The following is a 26999-nucleotide window of genomic DNA, read 5'->3' on the forward strand; positions in this document are numbered from 1 at the left end:
CTATAATTAACCGGATCATTCCCCTGACAGGAACGTTATGCTGAGTAATCACCCTGATACTGAACAGTTACGGTTAGAAAATGTGTTGTTTGCGCTGGGCAATCCGCTGCGGCTGGCTATTGTTGATGCGCTGGCGCGTGAAGGTGAACAGCCTTGCGGCCTGTTGCGTGGTGAGGTGGCGAAATCGACCATGACCCATCACTGGCGGGTTCTGCGTGACAGTGGCGTGATCTGGCAACGGCCGCTGGGGCGGGAAAATCTGATTTCGCTGCGCCGTGAAGATCTTGAACATCGCTTTCCAGGCTTACTCACCAGCGTGCTGACGGCTATCAGTCAGGATGCCTCACCGCACGGACCGGCTGGCAAGCCCGGCGATGACGTTTTAAGGTAACGGTTTTTACTTAAAGGGAAATTCTATGCGCATTCTGATAGCAGGTGCCGGCGCGACCGGTGGATATTTTGGCGCGCGACTGGCCCAGGCCGGCCAGGACGTGACCTTTCTGGTGCGCGAACGGCGTTACCGCCAGTTGCAGCAAAAGGGACTGGTGTTGCAGACCCCGAGCGGCACCGAAACGCTGCAGCCGCAGCTGGTGCAGGCGGCTTCTCTGCACGGTCACTATGACCTGATTATCCTGACGGTAAAAAGCTTTGCCCTCGAGCAGGTGATGCAAGATATTGCACCCGCCGTCGGCCCGCAGACGCTGATTATGCCGATCCTTAACGGCATGCGGCACATTGAAACGCTGCAACAGCGCTTTGGCCGCGAAGCGGTGATCGGCGGGTTGTGTAAAATCAACGCTACGCTGGGCGATAACGGCGAAGTGATCCAGATGACGCCGCTGCATCAGCTCTATTACGGCGCGCTCGACGGTAATAACGATGCGCGCCTGCAGCGGGTCGATGCTGCACTGCGCGACAGTCAGGTTGATACCCGCTTCAGCGACAACATCATGGATGAGCTGTGGGAGAAATGGCTGCTGCTCAGCACGCTCGGCGCGGTGTGCTGTCTGGCTCGCGGCGATACTCAGCAGGTGCTGCGATCCCACGGCGGTGAAGCGCTGTTACAGGCTGTTTTTAGCGAGATCCTGACGGTAATCAGCGCTGCAGGTTATCACCCGCGCCCGGCGGTGACCGCCAAAATCTTCGAGCTGCTGAACAATCCAGCCACACCGATGACCTCCTCCATGTACCGCGATTTATGCCAGGGATTCGATATTGAAGCCGACCAGATCATCGGCGATCTGCTGCTGCGCGCCAGTCACTATGGCCTGAGCGCGCCTTTATTGAATGCGGTGTATGTCAATCTGCAGGTCTATCTGCAGAACCGTTAAGCGCCAGCGGGCCGCATCACGCCGGCCCGCCACTTTTCAGCGGCCCTGAATCCGCTGCTGCACCCCGGAAAGGCGCATCAGGCGCTGCCACGCCGCATCAATCTGATCAGGCAGTATCACTTCCGCGAAGAACCCTTTCCCGCGCGGTCCGTAGCCCTGCTCATCGTTTCGCAGCCGTTGCACCTCTCCCATCAGCAGGGAGATAAAGCGCTCCAGCGACCACATACCCTGCGGCGCGGCGCCGGTGATGCGCGGCTGGCCCGCCTCCAGCCTCAGTTGTGGAATGAAAACCGGCCAGTTGATAAAGCGGGGAGCCGCCGGCCGATCGCGCCACTGCCAGCGGAAGGTGGCGTCAGTACGCCGCTGCAGTAACGGGTCCTGAATCAGAATGACCTGCTGCGGCTGTATGCCACGGCTATCCAGTAACCGCTGGCTGAATGCCGCATTTTCGCCGCAGTTGCGCGATTCCCCTTCCAGCAGCAGCTGCTGTTGCGGCAGATCGGCCAGCCGATGCGCGATAGCCGCCAGCATCTGCGCCTCGCTCTTTCCCTGAGTATCAAGCGGGTGAAAGCGCGGATCTGCCGCCATCGCCTGCGCTAACAGCGGCGTGGCGTGGCCGACGCCGCCACTGATCAGCAGCGGCAGACCGGAGGTTTTCGCCAGCGCCACCGCGCCCTCAATATTTGGCAGCACCGCATGGCCCGCCAGAATCAGCAGATCGGCGTCGGGGTGCTGCGGATCTGTCAGCTGATCAAGCGCCAGCCAGTTGGCGATCAGGTTGATGTCATCAATATCATGCTCAGTAAGCTGCATATTTTTCTCCTTATTGCTGAGCAGTGTAGCGCGCAGCAGCAGCGCTGCAGCCGGAAAATTTGCTACAATCGCCGCTTCATCTACTGGAGAGATCAATGACTTCCCGCTCTGTGACCCTTGATGATGTCGCTCAACTGGCTGGCGTCTCTTACCAAACCGTTTCACGGGTGCTTAATCGTTCTGAACAGGTCTCGGTCCGCACCCGGCAACGGGTCGAAGCGGCGATGCAGCAGCTCAATTACGTGCCGAACCGGGTCGCGCAACAGCTGGCGGGTAAAGCGACCCGCACCCTGGGTCTCGCCACCAGCGATCTGGCGCTGATGGCCCCGGCACAGATTGCTTCGGCGATTCAGCGGCGCGCAGCGGCAGCGGGCTATCATCTGGTGATCGCTATGCAGAGCGGCAATGACGCGGCGGCGACCATCAATGAATTGCTGGCGCAGCGGGTGGATGGATTGCTGATCAATCTGCCGCTGCAGGCGGAGGAAGCGCAGCAGATCCAGGCGCTGTGCGCTGCGAAACCGGTGCTGTTTCTGGACGTCGAGCCGCAGGCGGCCGTGGCGCAGTGTCAGTATCCGAATCATCACGGCGCGCGGGCGGCGGTAGAGCACCTGGTGGCGCTGGGACACCGGCAAATCGGCTTGCTGAACGGTCCGGAGCGGTCCGTGTCGGCGCGTCAGCGTGAAGCCGCCTGGCATCAGGCGCTGGCCGATCATCAATTAACGCCGCATTGTTCCCTGCGCGGCGACTGGAGTGCGCAATCAGGTTATCAGGCGCTACTGGCACAGTTACCGAATGCCTTACCTCAGGCGCTGCTGGTAGCGAACGATCAGATGGCGCTGGGCGCGATGCGGGCGCTGCATCAGCACGGCGTGGCGATTCCGGGGCAGATTTCGGTGATTGGCTATGACGATACCGCCGAGAGCGCGTGGTATCAGCCGCCGCTGACCACGGTGCGGCAGGATTTACAACAGTTGGGCGTACTCAGCGTTGAGCAGCTGCTGGCGCGGTTACAGGGCGAATCAGTCAGTGATGAAGCGCTGGAAACCACGCTGGTGATCAGAGAAACCACCGCACCACCCGCCGATTCACACCGCGATCTCACCGCGCTGGCGCAGCAGCTTCAGGCGATTGCCCGCCAGCTGACCGAAAAATAATGCCTTCCTGCCGCCAGGCAAATGATGCTGCAGCGTCGATCCCGGCGATAAAAAAACCCGCCCTCCTGACGGGGAGCGGGTCTCTGTTAACCGAGCGGAGCGTTCACGCTCTGTTATCAGCCTCAGGCTTTCGGGTGTTCGCCGACGCCCATGGCTTTGATCTTTTTCGATAGCTCACGACGCTCTTTCGACAGATCGGCGTTTTTGATGATGTATTCATCAACGCGGTCTTCATAATCCACACGCATGCTGGCGATAATTTCCTGAATCGCCTCGACGCTCATGCCGGGTTTGATGTACTCGCTCAGGTTGTCTAACAGCAGGACGCGCTTCTGGTTGTCACGAATTTTCTTCTCGTTATCGACAATTTCACGCTGCAGTTTGTTTTTGCGGCGGAACATACGCACGAACTCCAGGACGTCCTGAAATGATTGCTTGGCATTTTCCATGATGGCACCTTTCTTTGAGCCTGCTGACGCAGGGAGAGAGACAAAACGATCAGCTTAGCGGCTAGCCAGCCTTATACGCAATTTTCACAGCTAATTTCGGACTGGCCCTTATCTTAGCGCAAAGAAACCCGGTTTCACATTAAGTCATTGTCTGAGGTGATTATTTGCGCAGCGCCATTCGCATCAAATCGGTCATCCGCTCCAGCTGTTTTGCCAGCTCAAGGCTTAACCAGACGTAACCGTAAATCGGCGTCTCCTCCAGTCCTTCACTGCCCGCCTCGGCAATCAGCCGCCGCAGCTCGCCGCTGATTTCGGTCAGCTCATGGCTGTTAGCCAGCACCTCGTCGGTTTCGCCTTCAATCGCCATCACCGACAGCGCACGCAGCGTGCTTTCGGTCATCTGCTGGGTTCGGCGTAATGCCGGGGCGTTAAGCAGAATCAGATGGCTCTGACGCGAGGCCCACCAGGCATCAATCTGCATCTCGATGGTGTACACCATATTACGGTTTATGGTCTGAATGGCTTCAAGCACCGATTTCGGGATGCGCGTCTCTTTGCTTGACGGTTCCAGCAGCGCCCGCATTTTGATCACGCTGGTCAGCAATTTGCCCAGCGGCTTGTTAAGGCGCGGCTTATCCACCAGGTTGGGCGAGAAACCGGCGTGGTAGATTTTCGCCATCTCCGCCAGCGTGTCCGAGAGCTGGATTCGCCAGTGAATGTAGGCGCGCTGCGCCCAGATGGCGGTAAACAGCAGCGCCATCAGCGAGCCAAGAATCACATCGCCGCCGCGCCACAGCGCCATGGTGAAATCGCCGGTGGGCGCGCCGACCACCACGCTGAGGGTGATGCCGATCAGCAGCGCCATATACGGATGTTTACCCAGCGTCAGGTAGCCGCTGATAAACATCGCTACGCCACACCAGGCCAGCATCATCGGCATGGAGATCAGCTCCAGCTTCAGGGCAATCAGTCCTGAGATCGACCCCGCCACCGTGCCGCAGATACGCTGCAGCGCGCGCGGAAACACATTCCCCCAGGTTGAGATCGGCCCCATCACCACCACCAGCGTAATCAGCGGCCAGGTGCCTTCCGGAATATCCGTCGCCCGGACAAAAATAAAACAGAGCAAAAAGGCAATAGCGATGCGTACGCCGTGAACGGTGCGGTAATGGCGGTAGAACCAAAACTCAAGTTTTGATATGGGCTTATCAGATCGCAAATTGGTTTTCCGGTTGAGGGATCATTTTGTGCGCTATCTTAACCCCTGATGTTGCTAAGGCTTAGTGCGCCATCTACATTTCAAAACAGTTTTGACGTTCCCTTACAATTATCAACATCGCCTTTACATACGGCCCCGAACTCAAAAAACAAATTGCCAACAATTTTTAACCTTTAGCTTTTGTTAGTAACACTTGAGAAGGAAGCACGATGCGAAAAAGAGCAAAAACCCTGCCGGGCGTTACGCGGCGGCAGGTTCTGACATGGTCGACGCTGGGCGTAGCAGCGACTGTCAGCCAGGTCGCCGATGCCGTTTCGCTGAAAGGCAGTCCAGGCTGGACGCCATTCTCCGATAATCCTCCAGAAACTTACCCACAACAAGGCTGGCTGTTTTTTACCGATGCCGAAGCCAAAACCATCGAGGCGATAGTTGACCGGCTGATCCCGGCCGATGATCTTAGCGTGGGCGGCAAAGAGGCGGGCTGCGCCGTCTTTATCGATCGTCAACTGCACGGCTCCTACGGTACTTTTGAGCGCCTTTATATGCAGGGCCCCTTTCAGCAAGGCACCACCGAGCAGGGCGATCAGTCGCCGCTGGTGCCGCGTCAGCGCTACCGCCAGGGCATCGCCGCACTTAACCGCTACGTTCAGCAGACCTCAAATAAAAACTTCACTGACCTGACGCCGCAACAGCAGGACGAACTGCTGCAGGCGATGGAAGCCGGTAAGGTGCACTTCAGCGATTTCGATGCGCAGTCCTTCTTTCTCGAAGTGCTGAATAACACCATGGAAGGCTTCTTTGCCGATCCGGTGTATGGCGGCAACCGTGAGATGGTGTCGTGGAAGATGCTCGGTTTTCCGGGTGCGCGCTATGACTATCGCGACTACATCGAACGGCATAACGAAAATCTGCACTTCGAGCCGATCAGTATTGCGCAATGGAAGGCAAAGGACTAATCATGAAAAAACTTCCCAAAACCGATGTAGTGGTGATTGGACTCGGCTGGGCCGGATCGATTATTGCCAATGAGCTGGCCGATGAAGGCCTCGACGTGGTGGGCATTGAACGGGGTCCGTGGCGCGATACCGCTCGCGACTTTAATATCGGCACCGTAACCGATGAGCTGCGTTATGTGATGCGCGAAGAGCTGATGCTGCGCACCCGCCAGAACACCTGCACCATGCGTAATAATCCGTCGCAGACCGCGCTACCGATGCGGACCTGGGGATCATTTCACCCCGGCAACGGCACTGGCGGCGCAGGCAACCACTGGGCTGGCATCACCTTTCGCTTCCAGCCGGAAGAATTCCGCCTGAAAAGCCATCTGATCGAGCGTTACGGTGCCAGTGCCATACCTGATGAGCTGGTGCTGCAGGACTGGGGCACTAGCTGGGAGGAGATGGAGCCGCACTATATGCAGTTTGAACGTGTGGCCGGCACCTCGGGCCGCGCCGGCAACCTCAACGGTGAAAAACGGCCGGGCGGGAATCCCTTTGAGGGCGCGCGCTCCGGCGACTATCCGACACCGCCGCTGCGTCAGCCTTATGGTCCGACCCTGTTTGCCGATGCGGCAAAAAACCTTGGCTATCAGCCGTTCCCGGTGCCCTCTTCGCTGGTCTCTGAAGCCTATACCAATCCGTATGGCGTCACCATGGGGCCCTGCACCTTCTGCGGCTTCTGCACTAACTACGGATGTGCCAACTACTCCAAAGCCAGCGCCATCACCACCGTACTGCCGGCGCTGATGCGCAAGCCTAACTTCACCGCCTATACCAACAGTGAAGTGTTGCAGGTGCTGACTGACTCTACCGGCAAAAAAGCCACCGGCGTCACCTACATCGACTCGTCGGGTGATGAGTGGGAACAGCCGGCCGATCTGGTGATCGTCGCCGCCTTTACCTTCGAGAATGTGCGCCTGATGCTGCTGTCGGGCATTGGCGAGGCCTACGATCCGGTGACTAACACCGGCACCACCGGACGCAACTACGCCTATCAGACCGCCAACAACGTCACGCTGTTTTTCGATAACAAAAACTTCAATCCGTTTATCGGCGCTGGCGCGGTCGGCATGGGAATCGACGAATTCAATAACGATAACTTTGACCACAGCGGCCTCGGCTTTTTTGGCGGCGGCAGTATCCGCGTCACCCCGATTGGCGCGGCTCCGATTGGTTATCGTCCGTTGCCACCTGACACGCCAAAGTGGGGATCGAAATGGAAACAGACGCTGAAAGATAACTATCTCAGCACCATGTCGATCGGCTGTGAAGCCAGCAGCTATACCACCCGCACCAACTATCTGTCGCTGGATCCTAACTACAAAGATCCGCATGGCCGCCCGCTGTTGCGTATCACCTTCGACTTCGCGCAGAACGACCTGAAAATGGCGCAGTACTGCACTAACAAGGTGGCTGAGATCGCTAAGGTGATGAACCCGCGCGAGATGATCGTTAAACCGATGACCGGCCACTGGAGCAGCGTGCCCTATCAGTCCTCTCACGTGGTAGGCGGCTTCATCATGGGTGCCGATCCACGGACCAGCTCGGTGAATAAACATCTGCAGGTGTGGGATGTGCCGAATCTGTTTGTGGTGGGCGCTTCCGCCTTCCCGCAGAATCCCGGCTATAACCCGACCGGCACGGTGGGCGCTCTGGCCTTTAAAGCGGCGCACGATATCCGTCGCTACTACCTGAAACGTCCGGGGGAGATGATTAGCGCATGAAAACGTTACCGCTTCTCTCCGCCGCCGCATGGTTACTGGCCTGCAGCTTCAGCAGCCAGGCGCAACCGGAATATGATCAGATCGCCCGCGGCAGTTATATCGCCACGCTGGGCGACTGTACCGCCTGTCACACCATCGATGAGAAACAGCCTTTCGCCGGTGGCGTTAAGTTACAGACGCCGTTTGGGACGCTGCTCGGCGCGAATATCACTCCTGACCGTGAAACCGGGATTGGCGACTGGAGTTATGATGATTTCCGCCGCGCCATGAATACCGGTGTCGGCCATGACGGTAAGCGTCTGTATGGCGCGATGCCGTTTACCGCCTACACCAAAATGTCGGAAAAGGATCTGCAGGACCTGTGGGCCTGGATGCAGACGCTGCAACCGATCCATCATCCGGTAGAAACCAATCAGCTGCCCTTTCCGTTCAATATCCGTACCAGCCTGATGGTGTGGAACTGGATTAACTTTGATAAGGGCGAATTCAAACCGAATCCGGACAAATCGGCGGAATGGAATCGCGGGGCCTATCTGGTTGAGGGACTCGGCCACTGCGGCACCTGCCACTCACCGAAAAATCTGCTGGGCGGCGACAAAAATGGCCGCTTCCTTGGCGGCAGCGAGGTCGAGGACTGGTATGCGCCGAATCTGGACGCCAGCGATCATACCGGACTCGGTAAATGGACCCAGCAGGATATCGTCAGCTACCTGCGGACCGGCGTGAACCGCTATGCCATCGCTTCCGGCCCGATGGCCGATGCGGTGCGTCATTCAACCCAGCACTGGCGCGAGGACGATCTCAACGCAGTGGCGGTTTATCTCAAGGATGGCGAGAAAAAAGCCGACGAGAATCCAAAACCGCTGGATGCTAATGATGACAGGATGAAGCTTGGGGCGACGATCTATGAAGCCAAATGCTCGGCCTGCCACAGTCCGGGTGGCCATGGTGAGAAGAATATCTTCCCGCAGCTGGCGGATAATCCGCTGATCAATCAGCCGAATGCGACATCACTGATGCATGTGGTGCTGGCGGGCAGTCGCGGCGTGGATACCAATGCGCGCCCAACGGCACCGGCGATGCCAGCCTTTGCCGGCACCCTGAGTGATGACAATATTGCGGCGGTGCTCACCTACATTCGCAACAGCTGGGGCAATGCCGCCGCGCCGGTTGAGGCCAGTGAAGTGAAGAAGATGAAGGAAGCGTTGCATTAAGCAGTCAGGGGGCAGCCTGAAGGCTGCCCCCGATTACGCGGCCAGCAATGCCGATCAGAACTTCTGCTTGAGATAATCGGTAATGCGGGTAATGACGCCAGCAGGTTCAACTGCGCTCAGCGCCACCAGCGGATAGTGAGCAATCTGCTGATCCTTATCCATCACCTGAATTTCACCAATCACTTCATTGGCTTTCAGCGGCGCTTCCAGCTCGCTGCGGTTAATAATGTATTTCGCCTTGACGTTCTGCACTTCACTGCGCGGCAGCGACAGGTAGACATCATTCGCGGTACCCACTTCGACCTGATGCGGATTGCCGTACCAGACATTCTCGCTGCCAATTTTCTTACCGGCATGGAACAGCTGCACGGTATCAAAGGTATTCTGACCCCATACCAGCAGCTTGCGCGCCTGCTCTTCCCGCCCTTTTGGACTCTTGCCACCCATCACCACGGCGATCAGACGATGTTTGCCCACCACGTTAGAGGCGATGATATTAAAGCCCGCGGTTTCGGTGTGGCCGGTTTTCAGCCCGTCCACATGCAGGGCGTTATCCCACAGTAAGCCGTTACGGTTGTTCTGGGTGATGCCGTTCCAGGTCAGGGTTTTCTCACTGTACATGGCATAGAAGTCAGGCTCGCCGTCGATAATCGCCCGCGACAGTTTTGCCATATCCAGCGCGCTGGAGAACTGGCCCGGCGCGTCCAGCCCATGCACCGTTTCGAAGTGCGTATTTTGCAGGCCCAGCTTATCGACATAGTGATTCATCATTTTGACGAAATTGTCTTCGCTGCCCGCCACATAATCTGCCAGCGCCACGCAGGCGTCATTACCGGAATCGATGATTACTCCCCGGCTTAAATCACGTACGCTCAGCTTGTCGCCCGGCTTAAGGAACATCAGCGATGAGCCTTTAAATACCGGATTACCGGCTGCCCAGGCATCTTTGCCGACGGTGACCATATCATCGCGGCTGATTTTCTTTTGATCGATAGCGCGATCGACGACGTAACCGGTCATCAGCTTGGTCAGACTGGCAGGATTGCGGCGCTCATCCGGATTACCGGCGGTCAGGACCTGGCCGGTGGTGGCATCCATTAACACCCAGGACGCCGCATCAATCGCCGGTGGCGTCACGGGAAATGGCATGTCGTCAGCCTGTGCCAGCGAAGCCCAAAAAACAGTAGCGGTAACGGTAATCAACAGACGCCTTTTCAACACTTCATCCTTACCTGCACGGGAGAAAAATTCATATATGAAACGAAACGGAAACAGCCGCACGTTTTACGGCAAAACCGTTGTGAAGGTTTGAATAAATTGAAAAAAAGTATGAACTGCGGCGGCTAAGACACCGGCTGGCTGTTCGATGGATCACGGCGCGCGGTGAAAGCTGTTTACTTAATGACCATCTACCCATACCTTTTGTACGGTTAAAAAAGGAACATCGACCTGAGGGATAAGGTTATGTATTACGCTGATGAGATTATCGATTTTCTGCAAACCAACAGGATACTGGCGCTGAAACTTGATCACGCCTTAACCGATGTGAATAACGCGCTCTCTGCTCAGAGGGAACTTATTGGAAAAGGTGCAAGCGCGCTTTGTACTACACATTACTAAATGATTATTTCCCTAAAGTTTAAAGGTGGCAGGACACAGACTAACCATAAGGAAACGGTTATGTACAATAATAAAAACGTTATCAGTTACTTGAAGTCAAATAATATCCTCGCGTTAAAACTTGACCGCACATTTACCGGCGTTGGAAAAGCTGTATCTGATCAAATTGATATAATAGGCGCAGGCGCAAAGCGTGCACTGTTTTACACATCGTGCTTTACTGAGGAATATCAGGATGTTTGTCAGAAACAAAAAAATGAAGACCTAAGATTCATCGGAGGTATTTATAAGCTAGTGGAGCATGGCGATATTATATTTGATATGCTCAAAATATATTTTGAAGAAATATTCAGGCATAAAACCAGTAGTCAATTAGGAAAGATAAAAGAATCTCTGATGGCAGTAAATATTCACATTGCAGTAAGTCAATTTACAAAATACGGATTTATTTTGGCCGTGTCTGCTGCAGTAGCTGCTGGCATGAAGCTCAGCCTCGATATGAGTGTACTGGCTGGCCGAAGAGCTGGCGTTGCCATTGCCATAGCTGGGATGTATGGAGTTGTTCAGAAAGCAGCTGATAGCGCAAACCGCCTGCGTTATGCCTTACCTGAATATTATTCAGCATTGTATGCCAATGAACTGGAAATGATGTTTTTCTTGATTGAACCTCTATTCGAAAGATCTGATGCGCTTCTTAGTGCGTGGGCATCTGATGACGAAGTTTCCCGAATTATTACTAATATGATTCGGTAATAAAATTATGAAAAATTTAATGACGAGGTTTTTTAAAAGAATATTTAAATCTTTATTTTTTGTCTATGCACCGGTCATTCTCGTTCTTGCATTTGCATTATTTTATCTAAAATTATTTCCTGATGGGCCTTTGTGGCCTATACCAGTTTTTGTAGTACTGGTAATAATTTACTTCCCCCTGATTGTTAAATGGTAATATTCCATTTAACGAAAGCCTGATTACCTTTAAGGATAAAATAACATGTCTGCTCCCGCACATTTATGGCTTAACGATGAAAAGGGTTCTCCAATCGTCGGTAGTTGTCAGATGCCACTGCGTTCAGGCTCTATTGAACTCAAATCATTCTCCCACGGCGTTACTATTCCGGTCGATCCTAACTGGGGAAAACTACAGGCACACGCATTCACCAGCCTGTTACGATAGTGAAAGAGTTTGATCAAACAACTCCACTTCTATACAGAGCTGTCTGCGAAGGCCGAATCATGAAGAAGGCGATAATCAGGATGTACCGGATAATTGATGCAGGAATTGAGACTGAATATTTTAATATCATCCTGGAAAACGTGAAGGTCACCACGATATCGCCCTATCTTGCACCCAACGGCATGAGCAGCACGCATCTGGAAACGCTGGAATTACGCTATGAAGCGATAACCTGGAAATATACCGAAGGTAATATTATCTATCGAGACACATGGAACGATCGTGCTATAGGCTGACCGGTAAAACAGGTTAATCCTTGTCCCCTGACTTCTCAGGCAGTTGTTATGCCTATCCCCGGGCGGTGCCGCAACTGCGCTAACCGCTCAGGCGCTGCCGCGCCACCAGCCGCGGTTTTGAGCCTCATGTCAGCTTTGTCAGAACCGTACAGCCTGCCCCCGCAACCATCCGAAACTTCAGGCCGGTCGGATTATGGTTTACCATATAGGTTGTGAAGCCTGATGCTGCCTGGGTGATTTTGCTCTGCACCGGCACATGCGCACCAGCAGTCAGGCGCAGATGAAGAAAGGCATCAAGCGAACGGGAAGAGTGACAACTTGCTGTTCACCAGTTTAGTGAATGAAATTAAGCGGATATGAAATTTGAATAACGATCGCGTCCAGGCCACCTTCCTCTTCCACGATTACGAGACCTTCGGCACCAGCCCTTCACGCGATCGGCCGGCACAGTTCGCCGGTCTGCGTACCGACAGCGATTTTAATCCGATTGGTGAGCCGCAGGTGTTTTACTGCCGTCCGCCGGATGACTATCTGCCGCAGCCGGAAGCCGTGATGATTACCGGCATCACGCCACAGGTGGCGATGGCGCGCGGTGTGACAGAAGCGGAGTTCGCTGAACGCATTCACGCCCTGTTTACCACCGAACAAACCTGCGTGGTCGGCTACAACAACGTGCGCTTTGATGATGAAGTGACGCGCAATATCTTCTACCGCAACTTCTACGATCCCTATGGCTGGAGCTGGCAGAACGGCAACTCGCGCTGGGATCTGCTCGACGTGATGCGGGCCTGCTATGCATTGCGCCCGGAAGGGATCAACTGGCCGGAAAATGAAGAAGGCTTTCCCAGCTTCCGGCTGGAACATCTGACCAAAGCCAACGGCGTAGCGCATGAAAATGCCCATGACGCGATGTCTGATGTCTATGCCACGCTGGCGATGGCCCGGCTGGTGAAAGAGAAGCAGCCTAAGCTGTTTGAGTTTTTGTTTACCCACCGTAACAAAAACAAGCTGATGAACCTGATTGATATCCCGCAGATGAAGCCGCTGGTTCACGTCTCCGGCATGTTCGGCGCGGTACGCGGCAACACCAGCTGGGTAGTTCCGCTGGCCTGGCACCCGGATAACCGCAATGCGCTGATTGTGGTCGATCTGGCCGGTGATATCTCACCGCTGCTGCAGCTGGATGCCGATACCCTGCGCGAGCGGCTCTATACGCCGAAAAACGATCTCGGCGATCTGCCAGCAGTGCCGGTTAAGCTGGTTCATATCAACAAATGTCCGGTGCTGGCACCGGCTAATACGCTGCGTCCGGAGGATGCCGCCCGGCTGGGTATCGATCGTCAGCACTGCCTGGCGAATCTGGCGCTGCTGCGTCAGCAACCAGAGGTGCGTGAGAAGCTGGTGACGCTGTTTGCTGACGCTGAACCGTTTACCCCGTCGGACGATGTTGACACCCAGCTGTACGATGGCTTTTTCAGCGATGCCGATCGCGCGGGTATGAACATTATTCGCCAGACTGCACCCGCTAACCTGCCGGCGCTGGATTTAACTTTCGACAGCGCGCGCGTGGCGAAACTGCTGTTCCGTTATCGGGCGCGTAACTTCTCCGGCACGCTGGATGATGCGGAACAGCAGCGCTGGTTGCAGCATCGGCGCGAGGTGCTCAATGCTGAGCGGGTGCAGGCGTTTTTGCAGGAGCTGGAGTCACTGGCGAGTCTGCATGAAGCCGATCCGGAGAAGCTGGGACAGTTAAAAGCGCTCTATCTCTATGCGCAGGAACTGGTTTCCTAGCCCCGAGTCTGCCCGGCCGTGCTGCCTGCTAAGGCCGGGACCGCAACTGTTCGCGGTCCCGGCACGTTGCCGCATTACATCATTACCCATACCAGCCAGGTCAGCGCAAAACCACACAGTCCCATCATTGTGGTCAGTATTGTCCAGCTGCGTAACCCATCAGCCACCGACAAACCAAGATAACGGGTGACCACCCAGAAGCCGGAATCATTAACGTGTGACAAGCCCAGCGCACCAAAACAGGCTGACAGGGCGACCAGCACCAGTTGCAGCTCGCCAAGCCCCGTCACGGCAGTACTTAACAACCCACAGGTTGTGACAATCGCCACCGTTGCCGACCCCTGTGAAGCGCGCAGCGCCAGTGAAAGAATAAACGCAGCCGGGATCAACGGCAGATGAATCGTCTGCAATGAATTGGCCAGCGCTTTGCCTACGCCTGATTCCACCAGCACCTTGCCGAATGCTCCCCCGGCGCCTGAGACTAAAATCACCCCGGCAGCGGTGGATATCGCGTTATTTGACAGCGTCTCCAGCTTCTCTTTGGTCCAGCCACGACGCAGACCCAGCAGCCATCCTGCAAGCGCCAGGGTAATCAGCAATGCCACAGCTGGCGATGCCACTAACGTCAGAATCTTCAGTGGCAGGCTATCGGGGGTAAGATGCGGCGGCAATAACGTACCCAGCATGATCAGCAGAATCGGCAATAAGATTAAGCCCGAAATCAGCAAGGCGCCCGGCGCATCTTTACCGCTGGCAGATGTCGTCTGGGCGGTGGGTGCAGTAAGCTGCAGCTGCTCCAGTACCTGAACAGAAAGATGGTATTTTTTAAGATTTAGCGCCTTAGCCACGAAATAACCGGCAATGCCTGTCGGTATCGACAATGCTATCCCGGTCATCATTAACCAGCCAGGATCGGCATTCAGCAAACCGGCGGCGGCGGCCGGTCCTGGATGAGTGGGCACCGTAACATGCACCATCAGCATCATACCTGCCATTGGCAAACCAAACTTCAGCGGCGATACGCGCATCACTTTGGTAAAACCATAAATCAGCGGGACCACGATAATAAACCCGACGTCAAAAAACACCGGCAATCCCAGAATAAAGGCTACGGTGGTTAACGCCGCGACCATGCGCTGTGGTCCGCACAGCTGCGCGAAGCGGTTTGCCAGCCGATCAGCGCCGCCAGATGCTTCAATAATCGCGCCGAGTATCGCCCCCAGTACAATTATTGCGGCAATGCTGCCGAGCAAGCTGCCCATCCCGCCAAGGATCACTTTCATAATGTTTTCAGCCGGGATACCGGTAGTGATGGCGACAAACAGGCTGGCAATCAGTAACGCAATAAAGGGATGGACTTTGGCTTTGATTACCAACAGCAACAGCAGAATCACGCTGACCAGCGCGATGGATAACAGCAGCGTAGTGGACATCGGCAGACCTCTGATTAATTATAATTTTCAGTAAGTTATATTTTTATTGATTGAACACTGGTGTGATTAAGCTGCAGCAGGACTCACACCGTTTGTCTGACAATCGGTGTGAGTGGCCGTGCAGGTGATTAACGGCGCGTACGCCAGCGGGCAAACCAGCCGAGGCCAGCGGTGGTGCTGGTTCGCGGGAAGTATTCGCAGCCGACCCAGCCCTGATAGCCGACCTCATCCAGCAGGGTAAACAGCCACGGGTAGTTAATTTCCCCCTCATCCGGCTCATGGCGATCCGGTGCTGAGGCGATTTGTACGTGACGATAGCGCCCGGCGTAGTGGCGAATCAGATGGCTGAGGTTGCCATCCACTAACTGCGCGTGGAACAGGTCGAGCTGGGTAAACACATTGGGCCGATCGATCTGCTCCACCATTTCCAGCGTCTGATACTGACTGGAATAGAGATAGTTCGGCTTAGTGGTCGGGTTCAGTGCCTCAATCAGCAGGTTGATGCCGTGCGGCGCAAAGCGTTCAGCGGCATAACGCATCGCGCTGATAAAGGTCTCAACATAGCGCTGGCGATCGGCTCCCGGCGGCACCGTGGCCGCCATGATATGCACCTGCGGGCAGTTGAGCGCCAGCGCATACTGCAGAGCGCGATCGATATCCGCTCTGGCTTCCGCTTCACGGCCGGGAATGGCGGAAACGCCCCACTCACCCGCGGCAACGTTGCCAGGCGCGGTATTGAACAGCACCAGCTGGAGCTGATTCTCATCCAGCCACTGCTTCAGCTGTTCTGCGGGATAGTCATAGGGAAACAGAAACTCCACCGCCTCAAAACCGGCCGCCGCTGCGGCAGCGAAGCGTTCAGCAAACGGCAGTTCGGTAAACTGGGTCGACAGGTTAGCAGCAAACTCAGGCATTATCGGCTCCTTAACTCGGCCACTTCGGCGTCATTGAGATAACGGATGGCGCGGTCGCCAAGGGTAAAGATCAGCCGGGCCGTCTCTTCCAGCTCCTCGGTGTTATCTGCCGCTTCACGCAATGATTTCCCCACTACCACCGGCCCATGGTTGGCCAGCAAAAAGGCGCGGTAGCGCGGTGCCAGCTGCGCCAGATCTTCCGCCAGCCGCTGATCGCCCGGCTTGTAGTACGGCACAACCGGTACATCTCCGACCCGCATCACCACATACGGCGTGAACGGACGGATGCAGTTTTCCGGGTCCAGTCCCTGTAAACAGGAGAGCGCCGTCAGGTAGTGACTGTGCAGATGCACCACCGCTTTGCAGTCGGGATTGTTCAGGTAGAGCGCGCGGTGAAACGCGATCTCTTTGGACGGTTTATCGCCAGAGAGCCACTCACCGTCAGGCGTGACTTTAGCGAGGCGGTCACCCTGTAACTCACCGAGGCAGGAGCCGGTGGGGGTTGCCAGCAGATTGCCATCTTCCAGCCGCACGGACAGATTGCCGGCCGAGCCGGTGGCGTAGCCGCGCTGAAAGAAGGAGGCGCCGAGCCGGACCATTTCGTCACGCGCCTGCTGCTCGGCTAAAGAGAAAGATTCAGACATGGGAAAACTCCGTTTGCGCGCGGCGGAAAAAGTCTTCATCGCCAAAGTTACCGGACTTCAGCGCCAGCGACAGCGGCTGCTGAATATCACGCACCCACGGCACGCCAGGCGAGATGGTCGGGCCGATATGAAACGCCGTAACCCCCAGGCTCTGGGCCACCACGCCGGAGGTTTCGCCGCCCGCCACGATAAAGCGCTGCCAGCCGCGCCGCTGCAGCTCACGGGTCACGGCGGCAAACAGCTGCTCGACCGCCTCACTGCTGCGCCGGGCACCATATTGTTGCTGAATCAGCTGCAACTGCTGCGCGTCAGCGGTAGCAAACAGCAGCGGCGCCAGTGCCTGATGACTGTTGGCTGCTACCCAGTCACACAGCTGCAGGGCGTAGCCGTCAGCATCCTGCAGACAGCGTTCGACCTGCACTTCCTGAGCGGGTGCCAGCTGGCGATAGACACTGACCTGGCGTTGGGTCATCTGCGAGCAGGAGCCGGAAAGCACCACCGCACGATCGCCCTGCGGTCGTCCTGCCTGCTCCGCCTCCGCTGCATCCGCTCCGGCCATCGCCCACTGGCGCGCCAGCCCGATTGCCAGCCCGGAACCGCCGGTCACCAGCCGCAGATCGCGTAGCGCCTCGCCCTGGGTCAGCAAATGTTGTTCATTCAGCGTGTCGATAACCACATAGTTAATGCCCTGCTCCGCCAGCTGGCCCAGCGCCTGACGCACTGCCTCCGCGCCTTGATCGACCTGCGCGGCAGCGATCAGCCCGGCCTGACCGGTGGCCTGCGCCGCCATCAGACGCAGCAGGTTGCTGTCGTGCATTGGCGTGACCGGGTGATGGCGCATGCCGGAGTCCGACAGCAGCCGATCGCCGACAAACAGATGCCCCTGATACACCGTGCGCCCGTTCACCGGCAGCGCCGGACAGATCACCGTCAGGCTTTCGCCCAGTGCGGTCAGCAACGCATCGGTCACCGGGCCGATATTGCCCTGCGCGGTGCTGTCGAAGGTGGAGCAGTATTTAAAGTAGAAGCGCTCACAGCCCTGCTGTTGCAGCCACGCCAGCGCCGCCAGCGACTGCGCTACCGCCTGCTCTGCCGGGCAGGATCGGCTCTTCAGGCTGATCACTATCGCCTGCGCCCCGACGGCCCGATCGCCGGCCGGTACGCCGTTGAACTGAATGGTGGTCAGGCCGTTTTGCGCCAGAAAACTGGCGATGTCGGTCGCACCGGTAAAATCGTCGGCTATCACTCCAAGACGCATCAGGTATTCTCCTTACCCTGTGGCAGGCTGATGCCGCTGAAGATTTTAATCACCGCGCTGTCATCTTCACGGCCATAACCGGCGTTGCTGGCTTCGGTAAACATATTGAGCGCGGTCGAGGCCAGCGGCAGCGGGAAGTGCAGCGATTTGGCGGTATCAGCCACCAGGTTGAGATCTTTGACGAAGATATCGACCGCCGACTTCGGACTGTAGTCACCGTCCACCACGTGCCGCATGCGGTTTTCGAACATCCACGAGTTACCGGCGGCATGGGTAACCACCTGATACATGGTCTCCAGCGGAATGCCCGCCCGTGCTGCCAGCGCCATCGCTTCTGCCCCGACTGCGATGTGTACCCCGGCCAGCAGCTGATGAATGATTTTGACCGTCGAGCCGAGGCCGATGTCGCTGCCCACCCGATAGACTTTGGCCGCCACAGCATCCAGCACCGGTTGCAGCTGCGTAAAAGCCTCTTCGCTGCCGGACGCCATTACCGTCATCTCACCGCTGGCGGCTTTTGCTGCCCCACCGGAGACCGGCGCGTCGAGCATCAGCAACTGATGTTGTGCCAGCCGCTGTTCAATCTGCTGCGCATCCTGCGCTGAGAGGGTCGATGACACCATCACCGCCGTGCCGGGCCGTAGCTTCGCGGCCAGGCCATCGTCACCGAAAAGAATGGCGTTCACCTGCTGCGCATTCACCACCAGCAGCAGCACCGCGTCGAGCTGGTCAGCAAACCGGGCGGCGGAGGATTGCGCGTCACGAGCGCCCGCCTGGCGCAGGGTCTCCAGCGCGGCGGGATTCAGATCGACGCCCCAGGTGTTAAGACCGGCGCGGATACAGGATTGCGCGGCGCCCATGCCCATGGAACCTAACCCGATAACACAGATATTTTCGACTGGCACTGTCGGCCTCCACTGTTAAATTAAGTGATTATTTGTTTGTTACTGTTAATCCTGCCAGCTTTACCCCAGCAAAAACGTGTGGTAACTCACAAAAAAACATCTGTGATGTGATCAGGAACAATTCTTAACATCCACCATAACCCCTGACATACCCCGCTTTGCGGGCATTATCACCCGGCTTAACAGCGGGCGCAGGCTGTTATTTTCTGTTCTTCCCGACCGGCAGATGCTCTACAATGTGAAAAAATGATAAATCTCAGGGAGCGAATATGATTCCGGTTGAACGTCATCAACAGATTCTGGCGCTGGTGGCCGATCGTGGCGTGGTGAGCATTGCTGAACTGACCGAGCGGCTGGGCGTGTCGCACATGACTATCCGGCGTGATGTGCAAAAGCTGGAGGAGCAAGGCGCGGTGCTGTCGGTGTCAGGGGGAGTACGTTCGGCGGATCGGCTGGCGGCCGAACCGTCACATCTGACCAAAAGTGCCTTGTACAACGATGAGAAGCGGGCGATTGGTCGCTATGCCGCTCAGCACATCCCGCGCAATAGCTGCATCTATCTGGATGCCGGCACCACAACGCTGGCGCTGGCGCGGGAAGTGGTGGATCGGGACGATTTACTGGTGGTGACCAATGATTTTATGGTGGCTAACCTGCTGATGGAAGCCAGTCACTGCCGGGTGATCCACACCGGCGGTACGGTCTGCCGTGAGAACCGTTCCTGCGTCGGCGAGTCGGCAGCGCGCAGCCTGGGTCATCTGGCGATCGACATCGCCTTTATTTCTGCCTCCTGCTGGGGGCCGCGCGGGCTGTTTACGCCGGATGAGGATAAGGTGACGGTGAAGCAGACGGTCAGCGAGGTGAGCAGTAAGCGGGTGCTGCTGAGCGACAGTTCGAAATATAACAAGATTGCGACCTTTCTGGCCCTGCCGCTGGAGAAGTTTGATCTGGTGGTGACCGACAGTCAGTTGAGTGAGGCGGGACGGATGGCATTGAACGCCGGACACTGGGAGCTGGTGCTCGCCAGTTAAGACTTTCGCCGCCTTCCCGTTTTTAGCGCGGGAAGGCGGCGAGGTTTAGCGCGATTAAATCTCTTCGCTGAACTGCGGCACCGGATTACGGAAGCTGCGGGTCACGAACGCCAGATAGATAATGCCAATGGTCGCCCAGATCAGACCCAGCACCATTGAACTCTCTTCCAGGTTCACCCACAACGCACCGACCGTCAACGCACCCATCAGCGGCAGAACCAGATACTGGAAGTGATCTTTCAGCGTACGGTTACGCTTTTCACGGATCCAGAACTGGGCAATCACCGACAGGTTAACGAAGGTGAAGGCCACCAGCGCACCGAAGTTAATCAGCGCCGTTGCGGTCACCAGGTCGAAGTTAATCGCCATCAGCGCAATCGCACCCACCAGCAGCACGTTGAGCGACGGGGTCCGCCACTTCGGATGAACGTAACCGAAGAAACGCTCCGGGAATACGCCATCACGGCCCATCACATACATCAGACGTGAGACGCCGGCATGCGCCGCCATACCGGATGCAAGCACCGTGACCACCGAGAAGATCAGGATGCCGACCTGCAGCGCTTTACCGGCAACAAACAGCATGATTTCAGGCTGAGAGGAGTCCGGGTCCTGGAAGCGCGTGATGTCCGGGAAGTAAAGCTGCAGGAAGTAGGAGGCGATGATGAAGATCACGCCGCCAATCAGCGCGGTCAGGAAAATCGCACGCGGAATGGTACGTTCTGCATCTTTGGTCTCTTCTGACAGCGAGCTGATGCCATCAAAACCGAGGAACGAGAAACAGAGTATCGTCGCTCCGGTGATCATCGGCACCACGTGCGCGTTCTCAGACCAGAACGGTTTGCTGCTGGCCAGCGTACCGGCACCAACGCCGTTCGCCACGCCGTAGATGACCATCGCCGTAATCCCGACCATGACAATCACCTGCAGTACCACGATCACGCTGTTAAAGTTGGCGACAGTTTTGATGCCCTTGAGGTTGGAGAGCGTCATAAAGCCGACCAGCAGCACCACGAAAATCCACGAAGGGATACCGGGCACCAGCGATTCGAAATAGTTTTTCGCCAGCAGGATGTTGATCATCGGCATGAACAGGTAGTCCAGCAGCGATGACCAGCCGACCATAAAGCCGACGTGCGGACTGATCGCCTTCTGAGCGTAGGTATAAGCGGAGCCCGCAGAGGGGAAGCGGCGTACCAGCTTACCGTAGCTCACGGCAGTAAACAGAATCGCAATCAGCGCGAAAGCGTAAGCCGTCGCGACGTGACCGTCGGTCAGCCCGGAAACGATGCCAAAGGTATCGAACAGGGTCATAGGCTGCATGTAGGCTAAGCCCATCATGACGACCGGAAGTAACGTTAGCGTTTTTTTCAGCTGTGCACGCTGTGGTGCAGCGGAGGTGTTAAGCGACATGCTTCAGTCCCTCCTGCGCAACAACCTGACTGGGTTGGGTCACAGGGCAACTGCGCATTAAGCGACAGGGAGTAAGGTTGGTGATCAACGCGGCGCCGTAGTCATCACGAAAACGCGCACCAGCCTGAGCTGGCAGTGTGGAAAACATCCCCATCTTTGTATCCTCAATCTCACGCTAACGCGTGTTTTCAGTGTTTATCTATCCGGGTGCGTGCCCGGCCTCGGTTAAGTCAGCGAAAAACTATTTGTTAAAACAGGATGCAAAAAAAATAACCGGCGCGGTAAGCGTCGGTTATGGTCTGATTTTGCAGGCCGCGTATTCTGCCTCATCCCAGGGCCGAAATACAAGCCACCGGGGCACCGGATGCAAAAAAAAGGTTATCAGGCGTTTTTCAGCATCCAGTCAATCTCCGTTGCGGTTATCAGCCGTTCGAACTGCATCAGTTCATAATTCTTGCAGCTATACCAGACGCTGGCAAAGCGTTCGCCGAGTAATTTTTGCAGCGGATAGCTGTTGTTGAACTCATACAGAGCGTCACTCTGCCGAATCGGCAGCGCCAGACCCTCGGCGTGATGGCCGTTGCCGGTCACCGGCTGTGGCAACGGCAGCTGGGTATCCAGACCGTGCAGCATCCCGGCAAGTATCGCCGACACCACCAGATAAGGATTGGCATCCGCCCCCGCTACCCGGTATTCGATGCGATGATTATCGATATCGCCGCACGGCACCCGCAGCGCCACGGTGCGATTGTTATGGCCCCACGACGCCTGCAACGGTACGTAAGCCTCCGGCACAAAGCGGCGATAGGCGTTAACGTTTGGTGCCAGCAGCGCCATCGAGGCGGGCATCAGGTCGATCATTCCGGCCAGCGCGCGCTTCATCAGCGGCGAGTCACTGCCGTCATCACAGGCGAAGGCGTTGTGATCGGCGGCATCCAGCATACTGATGTGGACATGCATGCCGCTGCCCGCATACTCCTCATACGGCTTGGCCATAAAGGTGGCGGTCATAGCGTGATTTTCAGCCACCTGACGGATCAGCCGTTTCAGCTGCACCGCGTGATCGCAGGCGCGCAGTACGTCGCCAGTATGATGCAGGTTGATTTCGAACTGACCCGGCGACGCTTCAGCCAGCGCGCCATCGGCCGGAATACCCTGCTGACGCGCCAGATCGTCAATATCACGCAGCACATCGGCGAAATGATCGAGATTATCGACCGAATAGACCTGGCTCTGCATATTGCGTTCATCGCTGCCCGGCGCGCACGGCGGCTGGATGAAGCCCTCGGCATCGCGCTTTTTATCCACCAGATAGAACTCCAGCTCTACCGCTACCACCGGAAACAGGCCTCGGTTGCGCAACTGTTGCCACAGCCGGTTAAGGACATTTCGGGGTTCAACGTCAAAGGGAGTGCCATCTTGGTTGCACATGGTGAGCAGCAGTTGCGCGATGTGCTGAGGATCGGAAGCGGAGGGAACTAAGGTGCCCGCGACAGGCAGACAGAGGTTGTCAGGTTCGCCCAAAGACTGGCCGAGTCCGGCTTCTTCCACCGTGTTGCCGAGGATATCCATGGCGAACACTGAGGCGGGGAAGTAACAGCCCTTTTCCAGCTTTGGCAGCGCTGAGACGGGAATGCGCTTACCGCGAAAGACACCGTTTAAATCGTTTAACAGAATGTCGACATACTGCGTTTCAGGATGGCGCTCCAGCCAGGCTTTCACCTCAAGCTGGAACGCGCTGGTTCGTTTCTCTTCACTGTGAAGCGTGAAGTCTTCCACTTCTACCAGGTTAGTCATGATCTCACCCGCCCCTATTCGGTTTGCGCAATGCTCAAAATAACAGCCACTCCTCTAACATAGCGCCAACATAAAAAGTGTGCAAATGTAACAAATCTGTTTGAAGAACAAACAGCAGATTGCTAGATTGACAAAATATTGCACACTTAACCGCCAGACGTGCCCTTTCGGTAGATATTTCGAACAGCGATGCGAGGACGTGAGATGGGCATTATTTTTGACAAACCCTTGATTGGCGTAGTGATGTGCCAGAGCCACATCGGTGGCCATCTGACGCAAACGGTGCACAACAAATACCCCGACGCGGTGATCCTCGCGGGCGGCGTTCCGCTTGCCCTGCCCCACAGCCTGATGAACGCTCCCCACCTATTAGAAAACGCTATGACGGTGCTGGATGGTCTGCTGCTGACCGGCAGTCCGAGCAATATCGAACCCTGGCATTACGGTGAAGCCGGTGAAGAGCCGCACGCCGATCCGGGTCGCGATCGTCTCGCCTTCCAGCTGATTACCTGGGCCACCAGCCGAAAGATGCCGATGCTGGGGATCTGCCGTGGAATGCAGGAACTGGTGGTGGCTAACGGCGGTGCGCTGTGGCGCGATCTCAGCCAGCAAAAACAGTTCCAGCGCCATCATGAAGATGAGACCCAGCCGCTGGATCAGCAGTACGCCCCGGCGCATCCGGTGACTATTGAAGCGAATGGGCTGCTCAGTTCCCTGCTCGACAGCACGCAGCCGCTGCAGGTTAACTCGTTGCATCATCAGGGCATACGCGAACCGGGCCCGCAGCTGCGGGTTGAAGCACGCGCGCCGGACGGGCTGATTGAAGCGGTCAGCCTGCGCCATCATCCCTTCGCGCTGGCGGTGCAGTGGCACCCGGAATGGCAGGCGGATCGCACAACCGGCTCGCGTCAGCTGTTTGACGGTTTTATCCAGGCCGCAGTTCGCTTTCATAAGGAAAAAGATCATGAATGACGCCACGCTGGCACCCGGACGCCGGCTGTCGCAGATTCGTCAGGCGCTGGGTTTGTCACAGCGCCGCGTGGCTGAACTGGCGGGCCTGACCCACAGCGCCATCAGCACCATTGAGCAGGATAAAGTCAGTCCGGCCGTCAGTACCTTACAGAAGCTATTAAAGGTATACGGGCTCTCCCTGTCGGAATTTTTCTCAGAACCGAAAGCCGACGCCACGCCTAAAGTGATTGTCCGTCCGGACGATCTGCTGGAAATCGGCAGTCAGGGCGTCTCGCTGAAGCTGGTCGAAAATGGCAATCCGCAGCGCTCGCTGGGCATGCTGCTGGAAACCTATCAGCCTGGCGCCAGCACCGGCGAAAAACTGCGTCATCCCGGTGAGGAGACCGGCACGCTGCTGGCGGGCGAAATCACCTTAGTGATTAACGGCCAGAGCTTTCACCTGTACGCCGGTGAAAGTTACGTGATTGATACCGGCCTGCCGCACAGTTTTACCAATACGTCTGACGAACCCTGCCGCATTGTCAGTGCTCATACGCCTGCCAATTTCTGAGCGCATCAAGGAGGTAGTTATGAATTACGTGGAGAGTTATTACGCCGCGACCGCCAATCCGCACGCGCCGTGGCCGACGTTGCAGGAGAGCATTCAGTGTGATGTCTGCATTATTGGCGGCGGCTTCACCGGCCTGTCGGCGGCGCTGCATCTGACCGAAGCGGGTTACGAGGTGGTGGTGCTGGAAGCAGCGCGCATCGGCTTTGGTGCCAGCGGGCGCAACGGCGGTCAGGTGGTCAATTCCTACAGCCGCGATGTGGACGTGATCGAACAGCGTTACGGTAAAGAGAGCGCACGGATGCTGGGCAGCATGATGTTTGAGGGAGCAGAGATCATCCGCGATCGTATAGATCGTTACGCCATTGCCTGCGACTACCGGCCCGGCGGCATTTTTGCGGCACTTAATGCCCGCCAGATGGCGCACCTGCGTAAACAGAAAGCGTTATGGCAGCAGTATGGCAATCATGATCTGGAGTTGCTGGATGAGCGCGGGATTCGTCGTGAAGTGGCGACCGAGCGCTACGTCGGCGGGCTGCTGGATCGGCGCGGCGGCCATCTGCATCCGCTCAACCTGGCACTGGGTGAAGCGGAAGCGATTCGGCGGCACGGCGGACGTATCTATGAACAGTCCGCCGCAGTGAAAGTGGCCTACGGCTCGCCAAATCGGGTAAAAACCGCGCACGGTGAAGTCACTGCAAAATTTGTGATTTTCGCCGGTAATGCCTATCTGGCCAGTGAAGTTGAGCCCCGTCTGAGCGGTAAAAGCATGCCGTGCGGCTCGCAGATTGTGGCCACCGAGCCGCTGTCACCCGATCAGGCGCTGTCGCTGCTGCCGAATAATCATTGCGTGGAAGATTGTAATTATCTGCTCGACTATTTTCGTCTGACCGCCGATAACCGGCTGCTGTATGGCGGTGGCGTGGTTTACGGCGCGCGCGAGCCGGGCGATATTGAGGCGCTAATCCGGCCAAAGCTACGCCGCACCTTTCCTCAGTTGCAGAACGTAAAGCTGGATTTCAGCTGGAGCGGTAATTTTCTGTTAACGCTGTCACGTATGCCGCAGTTTGGCCGGCTGGAGAATAATGTCTATTTCATGCAGGGCGACAGCGGCCACGGCGTGACCAGCACCCATCTGTCCGGCAAGCTGATCAGCGAAGTGCTGCGCGGCGATGCCGAGCGTTTTGATGCCTTCGCCCGCCTCCCTCACCTGCCATTTCCCGGCGGACGACGTTTCAAGGTGCCACTGACCGCCATGGGCGCGGTGTGGTACGCCATTCGCGATCGTTTAGGGGTTTGATGTAGCGCCAGGCCCCTGCCCGGCGTGCTTAGCTGAAAAGCGGGGTCGGGGCAGGCTCTGGCGTGCTTTCGCAGGCTTTAAGTATGTTGTAACTATGAGGTGGCCGGCGAGGTCTGCCTTGATGGCTGTTCCGGTGACGTGCGGCCGGAACAGCAGCTTCCGCTTTACTCCAGCGGCATTTTAACCGGATCGTCGTAGCGATATTCAAAGCCCAGCTCGGTGCAGATGCGCGAGCCATCAATCAGTTTGCCGCTTTCGTTAGCGGTTTCCGGCGCGAAGTGTGGCGGTTGCAGCCCCAGCTGACGGGAGACCGCCGGGTAAAAGGTATCGCGCGACGGATGTTTTGCGGCGCACAGGTTATAGACCCGTCCCCCTTTTGGCGTCTGCAGCAGCAGCGTAATCGCCTCAACCACGTCATCCAGATGTACCAGGTTAACGCCCTGTGACCCATTTGCTACCTGTTGCTTACCGGCCAGAAACCGGCCCGGATGGCGCTTCGGTCCCACCAGCCCGGCAAGGCGGACGATATCGACGCTGGTGCCCGGCAGATCGTGCAGCCAGTTCTCCAGTTTAACCAGCGTTTTGCCGGCCACGGTTTCGGGCGTCAGCGGAGTGGTTTCGCGTTTGATGCCCGATCCGCTGCCGTATACCGAGGTCGAGCTGGTAAAGATGATGCGCGGAACGTTATAGACCAGCGCGCTGTCCACCACGTTCTGGACCGCCTGCAGATAGGCTTCGCCCCCTTCCGCCGTGCGGCTGGCGGGTAACGTCACCACCAGCGCATCGACGTTGAACAGCGGCTCGACATCGGCGGCATCACAGATAAGTTCCGGCGTCAGCTCCAGCTGAAAGGCTTCGATGCCGCAGCGGCGTGCCGCATCCACCCCATCCGGCGTGGTTTTGCTGCCGGTCACCTGCCAGCCTCGTGCGGTTAACGCCGTGGCCAGCGGCATGCCCAACCAACCCAGCCCCACAATTGCGACCTTCTTCATTTTG

At 56.9% G+C, this 26999-nt stretch carries 24 protein-coding genes and 1 pseudogene; 13 read left to right on the forward strand and 12 right to left on the reverse strand.

Annotation, left to right across the window (positions count from 1 at the left end; translation table 11 throughout):
- Positions 1-37 precede the first annotated feature (37 nt).
- Both ABIB18_RS10150 and ABIB18_RS10155 read left to right on the forward strand, forming a co-directional pair.
- The gene (locus ABIB18_RS10150) at positions 38-391 is read left to right on the forward strand and encodes an ArsR/SmtB family transcription factor (RefSeq protein ID WP_046288224.1); all 354 of its coding nucleotides are present in this window, start codon (positions 38-40) and stop codon (positions 389-391) included.
- A 25-nt stretch (positions 392-416) separates the two neighbouring features.
- On the forward strand, positions 417-1331 hold the full coding sequence (locus ABIB18_RS10155; RefSeq protein ID WP_354474095.1) for a ketopantoate reductase family protein: 915 nt from the start codon (positions 417-419) through the stop codon (positions 1329-1331).
- Between the two features lie 36 nt (positions 1332-1367).
- Here ABIB18_RS10155 and ABIB18_RS10160 read toward each other — a convergent pair whose 3' ends face one another.
- On the reverse strand, positions 1368-2144 hold the full coding sequence (locus tag ABIB18_RS10160) for a YdcF family protein (RefSeq protein WP_354474096.1): 777 nt from the start codon (positions 2142-2144) through the stop codon (positions 1368-1370).
- Positions 2145-2239: 95 nt separating this feature from the next.
- Between ABIB18_RS10160 and ABIB18_RS10165 the strand changes: the two genes are divergently transcribed.
- The gene (locus ABIB18_RS10165) at positions 2240-3301 is read left to right on the forward strand and encodes a LacI family DNA-binding transcriptional regulator (RefSeq protein WP_031375225.1); all 1062 of its coding nucleotides are present in this window, start codon (positions 2240-2242) and stop codon (positions 3299-3301) included.
- Between the two features lie 122 nt (positions 3302-3423).
- Here ABIB18_RS10165 and tmaR read toward each other — a convergent pair whose 3' ends face one another.
- Both tmaR and ABIB18_RS10175 read right to left on the reverse strand, forming a co-directional pair.
- Entirely contained in the window at positions 3424-3750 is a 327-nt protein-coding gene (gene tmaR / locus ABIB18_RS10170; protein ID WP_004571340.1) for a PTS system regulator TmaR, read from the reverse strand.
- A gap of 160 nt (positions 3751-3910) precedes the next feature.
- Positions 3911-4969 carry an FUSC family protein gene (locus tag ABIB18_RS10175; RefSeq protein WP_069729551.1) on the reverse strand — a complete coding sequence of 353 codons (1059 nt, stop codon included), beginning with the start codon at positions 4967-4969 and terminating at the stop codon, positions 3911-3913.
- Positions 4970-5178: 209 nt separating this feature from the next.
- Between ABIB18_RS10175 and ABIB18_RS10180 the strand changes: the two genes are divergently transcribed.
- From ABIB18_RS10180 to ABIB18_RS10190, 3 genes are read left to right on the forward strand one after another with little or no spacing between them, the layout of a single operon-like run.
- Entirely contained in the window at positions 5179-5925 is a 747-nt protein-coding gene (locus tag ABIB18_RS10180; protein ID WP_031375227.1) for a gluconate 2-dehydrogenase subunit 3 family protein, read from the forward strand.
- Positions 5925-7691 (forward strand): GMC family oxidoreductase, encoded by a 1767-nt coding sequence (locus ABIB18_RS10185; protein ID WP_031375228.1) that lies wholly within the window; start codon positions 5925-5927, stop codon positions 7689-7691. Before ABIB18_RS10180 ends, ABIB18_RS10185 begins: the two co-directional genes overlap by 1 nt.
- Positions 7688-8905: a cytochrome c gene (locus ABIB18_RS10190; protein ID WP_354474097.1), complete on the forward strand. Its 1218-nt coding sequence runs from the start codon at positions 7688-7690 to the stop codon at positions 8903-8905. The genes ABIB18_RS10185 and ABIB18_RS10190 overlap by 4 nt, the downstream gene beginning before the upstream one ends.
- Positions 8906-8959: 54 nt before the next feature.
- On the opposite strand, the gene dacD is transcribed toward ABIB18_RS10190, so the two are convergent.
- Positions 8960-10123: a serine-type D-Ala-D-Ala carboxypeptidase DacD gene (gene dacD, locus ABIB18_RS10195; RefSeq protein WP_201306438.1), complete on the reverse strand. Its 1164-nt coding sequence runs from the start codon at positions 10121-10123 to the stop codon at positions 8960-8962.
- 462 nt (positions 10124-10585) lie between these two features.
- On the opposite strand from dacD, the gene ABIB18_RS10200 reads away from it, so the two are divergent.
- The 3 genes and pseudogenes from ABIB18_RS10200 (at position 10586) to sbcB (ending at position 13789) form a co-directional block, all read left to right on the forward strand.
- Positions 10586-11278: a hypothetical protein gene (locus tag ABIB18_RS10200; protein WP_354474098.1), complete on the forward strand. Its 693-nt coding sequence runs from the start codon at positions 10586-10588 to the stop codon at positions 11276-11278.
- 241 nt (positions 11279-11519) lie between these two features.
- A pseudogene (locus tag ABIB18_RS10205) lies at positions 11520-11998 on the forward strand (Hcp family type VI secretion system effector).
- A 363-nt stretch (positions 11999-12361) separates the two neighbouring features.
- On the forward strand, positions 12362-13789 hold the full coding sequence (gene sbcB, locus ABIB18_RS10210) for an exodeoxyribonuclease I (RefSeq protein WP_354474099.1): 1428 nt from the start codon (positions 12362-12364) through the stop codon (positions 13787-13789).
- Positions 13790-13863: 74 nt separating this feature from the next.
- On the opposite strand, the gene ABIB18_RS10215 is transcribed toward sbcB, so the two are convergent.
- The 5 genes from ABIB18_RS10215 to ltnD all read right to left on the reverse strand — a co-directional run bounded on the left by ABIB18_RS10215 (position 13864) and on the right by ltnD (position 18943).
- Positions 13864-15222, reverse strand: coding sequence for a GntP family transporter (locus ABIB18_RS10215; RefSeq protein WP_089561755.1), 1359 nt, complete (start codon positions 15220-15222; stop codon positions 13864-13866).
- Positions 15223-15350: 128 nt separating this feature from the next.
- Positions 15351-16136, reverse strand: coding sequence for an HPr family phosphocarrier protein (locus ABIB18_RS10220; RefSeq protein WP_046288223.1), 786 nt, complete (start codon positions 16134-16136; stop codon positions 15351-15353).
- On the reverse strand, positions 16136-16780 hold the full coding sequence (gene otnC, locus ABIB18_RS10225) for a 3-oxo-tetronate 4-phosphate decarboxylase (RefSeq protein WP_069729547.1): 645 nt from the start codon (positions 16778-16780) through the stop codon (positions 16136-16138). Before otnC ends, ABIB18_RS10220 begins: the two co-directional genes overlap by 1 nt.
- Complete coding sequence (otnK, locus tag ABIB18_RS10230) at positions 16773-18038, reverse strand: 3-oxo-tetronate kinase (protein WP_354474100.1); 1266 nt, start codon at positions 18036-18038, stop codon at positions 16773-16775. Before otnK ends, otnC begins: the two co-directional genes overlap by 8 nt.
- On the reverse strand, positions 18038-18943 hold the full coding sequence (ltnD, locus tag ABIB18_RS10235; RefSeq protein WP_031375365.1) for an L-threonate dehydrogenase: 906 nt from the start codon (positions 18941-18943) through the stop codon (positions 18038-18040). Before ltnD ends, otnK begins: the two co-directional genes overlap by 1 nt.
- 269 nt (positions 18944-19212) lie before the next feature.
- Between ltnD and ygbI the strand changes: the two genes are divergently transcribed.
- A complete protein-coding gene (gene ygbI, locus ABIB18_RS10240) occupies positions 19213-19974 on the forward strand; it encodes a DNA-binding transcriptional repressor YgbI (protein ID WP_354474101.1) in 762 nt (253 codons plus the stop codon).
- 54 nt (positions 19975-20028) lie between these two features.
- On the opposite strand, the gene ABIB18_RS10245 is transcribed toward ygbI, so the two are convergent.
- Together ABIB18_RS10245 and ABIB18_RS10250 are read right to left on the reverse strand one after the other, a co-directional pair.
- Positions 20029-21387 carry an APC family permease gene (locus tag ABIB18_RS10245; protein ID WP_069729544.1) on the reverse strand — a complete coding sequence of 453 codons (1359 nt, stop codon included), beginning with the start codon at positions 21385-21387 and terminating at the stop codon, positions 20029-20031.
- 381 nt (positions 21388-21768) lie between these two features.
- Positions 21769-23184, reverse strand: a complete 1416-nt coding sequence (locus tag ABIB18_RS10250) for a glutamine synthetase family protein (RefSeq protein WP_046288221.1) — start codon at positions 23182-23184, stop codon at positions 21769-21771.
- 204 nt (positions 23185-23388) lie between these two features.
- Here ABIB18_RS10250 and puuD point away from each other — a divergent pair, with 204 nt between their 5' ends.
- The 3 genes from puuD to ABIB18_RS10265 are packed head-to-tail and all read left to right on the forward strand — an operon-like array spanning position 23389 to position 26003.
- Positions 23389-24156, forward strand: a complete 768-nt coding sequence (gene puuD / locus ABIB18_RS10255) for a gamma-glutamyl-gamma-aminobutyrate hydrolase (RefSeq protein WP_046288220.1) — start codon at positions 23389-23391, stop codon at positions 24154-24156.
- The gene (gene puuR, locus ABIB18_RS10260; RefSeq protein ID WP_031375362.1) at positions 24149-24706 is read left to right on the forward strand and encodes an HTH-type transcriptional regulator PuuR; all 558 of its coding nucleotides are present in this window, start codon (positions 24149-24151) and stop codon (positions 24704-24706) included. The genes puuD and puuR overlap by 8 nt, the downstream gene beginning before the upstream one ends.
- 19 nt (positions 24707-24725) lie before the next feature.
- Positions 24726-26003, forward strand: a complete 1278-nt coding sequence (locus ABIB18_RS10265) for an NAD(P)/FAD-dependent oxidoreductase (RefSeq protein ID WP_031375361.1) — start codon at positions 24726-24728, stop codon at positions 26001-26003.
- A gap of 164 nt (positions 26004-26167) precedes the next feature.
- Here the strand turns inward: ABIB18_RS10265 and ABIB18_RS10270 are convergent, their stop codons facing one another.
- Positions 26168-26995, reverse strand: coding sequence for an SDR family oxidoreductase (locus ABIB18_RS10270; protein WP_031375360.1), 828 nt, complete (start codon positions 26993-26995; stop codon positions 26168-26170).
- Positions 26996-26999: the final 4 nt, after the last annotated feature.

It is taken from the genome of Pantoea sp. UYEF8 (assembly GCF_040546285.1).
GTDB classification, from domain to species: Bacteria; Pseudomonadota; Gammaproteobacteria; order Enterobacterales; family Enterobacteriaceae; genus Pantoea; species Pantoea brenneri.

Coding starts and splice junctions, on each gene's coding strand:
- ABIB18_RS10190 (WP_354474097.1), top strand. CDS start 7,688: ATGAAAACGTTACCGCTTCTCTCCGCCGCCGCATGGTTACTGGCCTGC.
- ABIB18_RS10245 (WP_069729544.1), bottom strand. CDS start 21,387: ATGTCGCTTAACACCTCCGCTGCACCACAGCGTGCACAGCTGAAAAAA.
- puuD (WP_046288220.1), top strand. CDS start 23,389: ATGGGCATTATTTTTGACAAACCCTTGATTGGCGTAGTGATGTGCCAG.
- ABIB18_RS10250 (WP_046288221.1), bottom strand. CDS start 23,184: ATGACTAACCTGGTAGAAGTGGAAGACTTCACGCTTCACAGTGAAGAG.
- otnK (WP_354474100.1), bottom strand. CDS start 18,038: ATGCGTCTTGGAGTGATAGCCGACGATTTTACCGGTGCGACCGACATC.
- ABIB18_RS10265 (WP_031375361.1), top strand. CDS start 24,726: ATGAATTACGTGGAGAGTTATTACGCCGCGACCGCCAATCCGCACGCG.
- ABIB18_RS10155 (WP_354474095.1), top strand. CDS start 417: ATGCGCATTCTGATAGCAGGTGCCGGCGCGACCGGTGGATATTTTGGC.
- ABIB18_RS10150 (WP_046288224.1), top strand. CDS start 38: ATGCTGAGTAATCACCCTGATACTGAACAGTTACGGTTAGAAAATGTG.
- ABIB18_RS10160 (WP_354474096.1), bottom strand. CDS start 2,144: ATGCAGCTTACTGAGCATGATATTGATGACATCAACCTGATCGCCAAC.
- ABIB18_RS10270 (WP_031375360.1), bottom strand. CDS start 26,995: ATGAAGAAGGTCGCAATTGTGGGGCTGGGTTGGTTGGGCATGCCGCTG.
- puuR (WP_031375362.1), top strand. CDS start 24,149: ATGAATGACGCCACGCTGGCACCCGGACGCCGGCTGTCGCAGATTCGT.
- ABIB18_RS10215 (WP_089561755.1), bottom strand. CDS start 15,222: ATGTCCACTACGCTGCTGTTATCCATCGCGCTGGTCAGCGTGATTCTG.
- ABIB18_RS10220 (WP_046288223.1), bottom strand. CDS start 16,136: ATGCCTGAGTTTGCTGCTAACCTGTCGACCCAGTTTACCGAACTGCCG.
- ABIB18_RS10165 (WP_031375225.1), top strand. CDS start 2,240: ATGACTTCCCGCTCTGTGACCCTTGATGATGTCGCTCAACTGGCTGGC.
- ygbI (WP_354474101.1), top strand. CDS start 19,213: ATGATTCCGGTTGAACGTCATCAACAGATTCTGGCGCTGGTGGCCGAT.
- ABIB18_RS10200 (WP_354474098.1), top strand. CDS start 10,586: ATGTACAATAATAAAAACGTTATCAGTTACTTGAAGTCAAATAATATC.
- tmaR (WP_004571340.1), bottom strand. CDS start 3,750: ATGGAAAATGCCAAGCAATCATTTCAGGACGTCCTGGAGTTCGTGCGT.
- otnC (WP_069729547.1), bottom strand. CDS start 16,780: ATGTCTGAATCTTTCTCTTTAGCCGAGCAGCAGGCGCGTGACGAAATG.
- ABIB18_RS10180 (WP_031375227.1), top strand. CDS start 5,179: ATGCGAAAAAGAGCAAAAACCCTGCCGGGCGTTACGCGGCGGCAGGTT.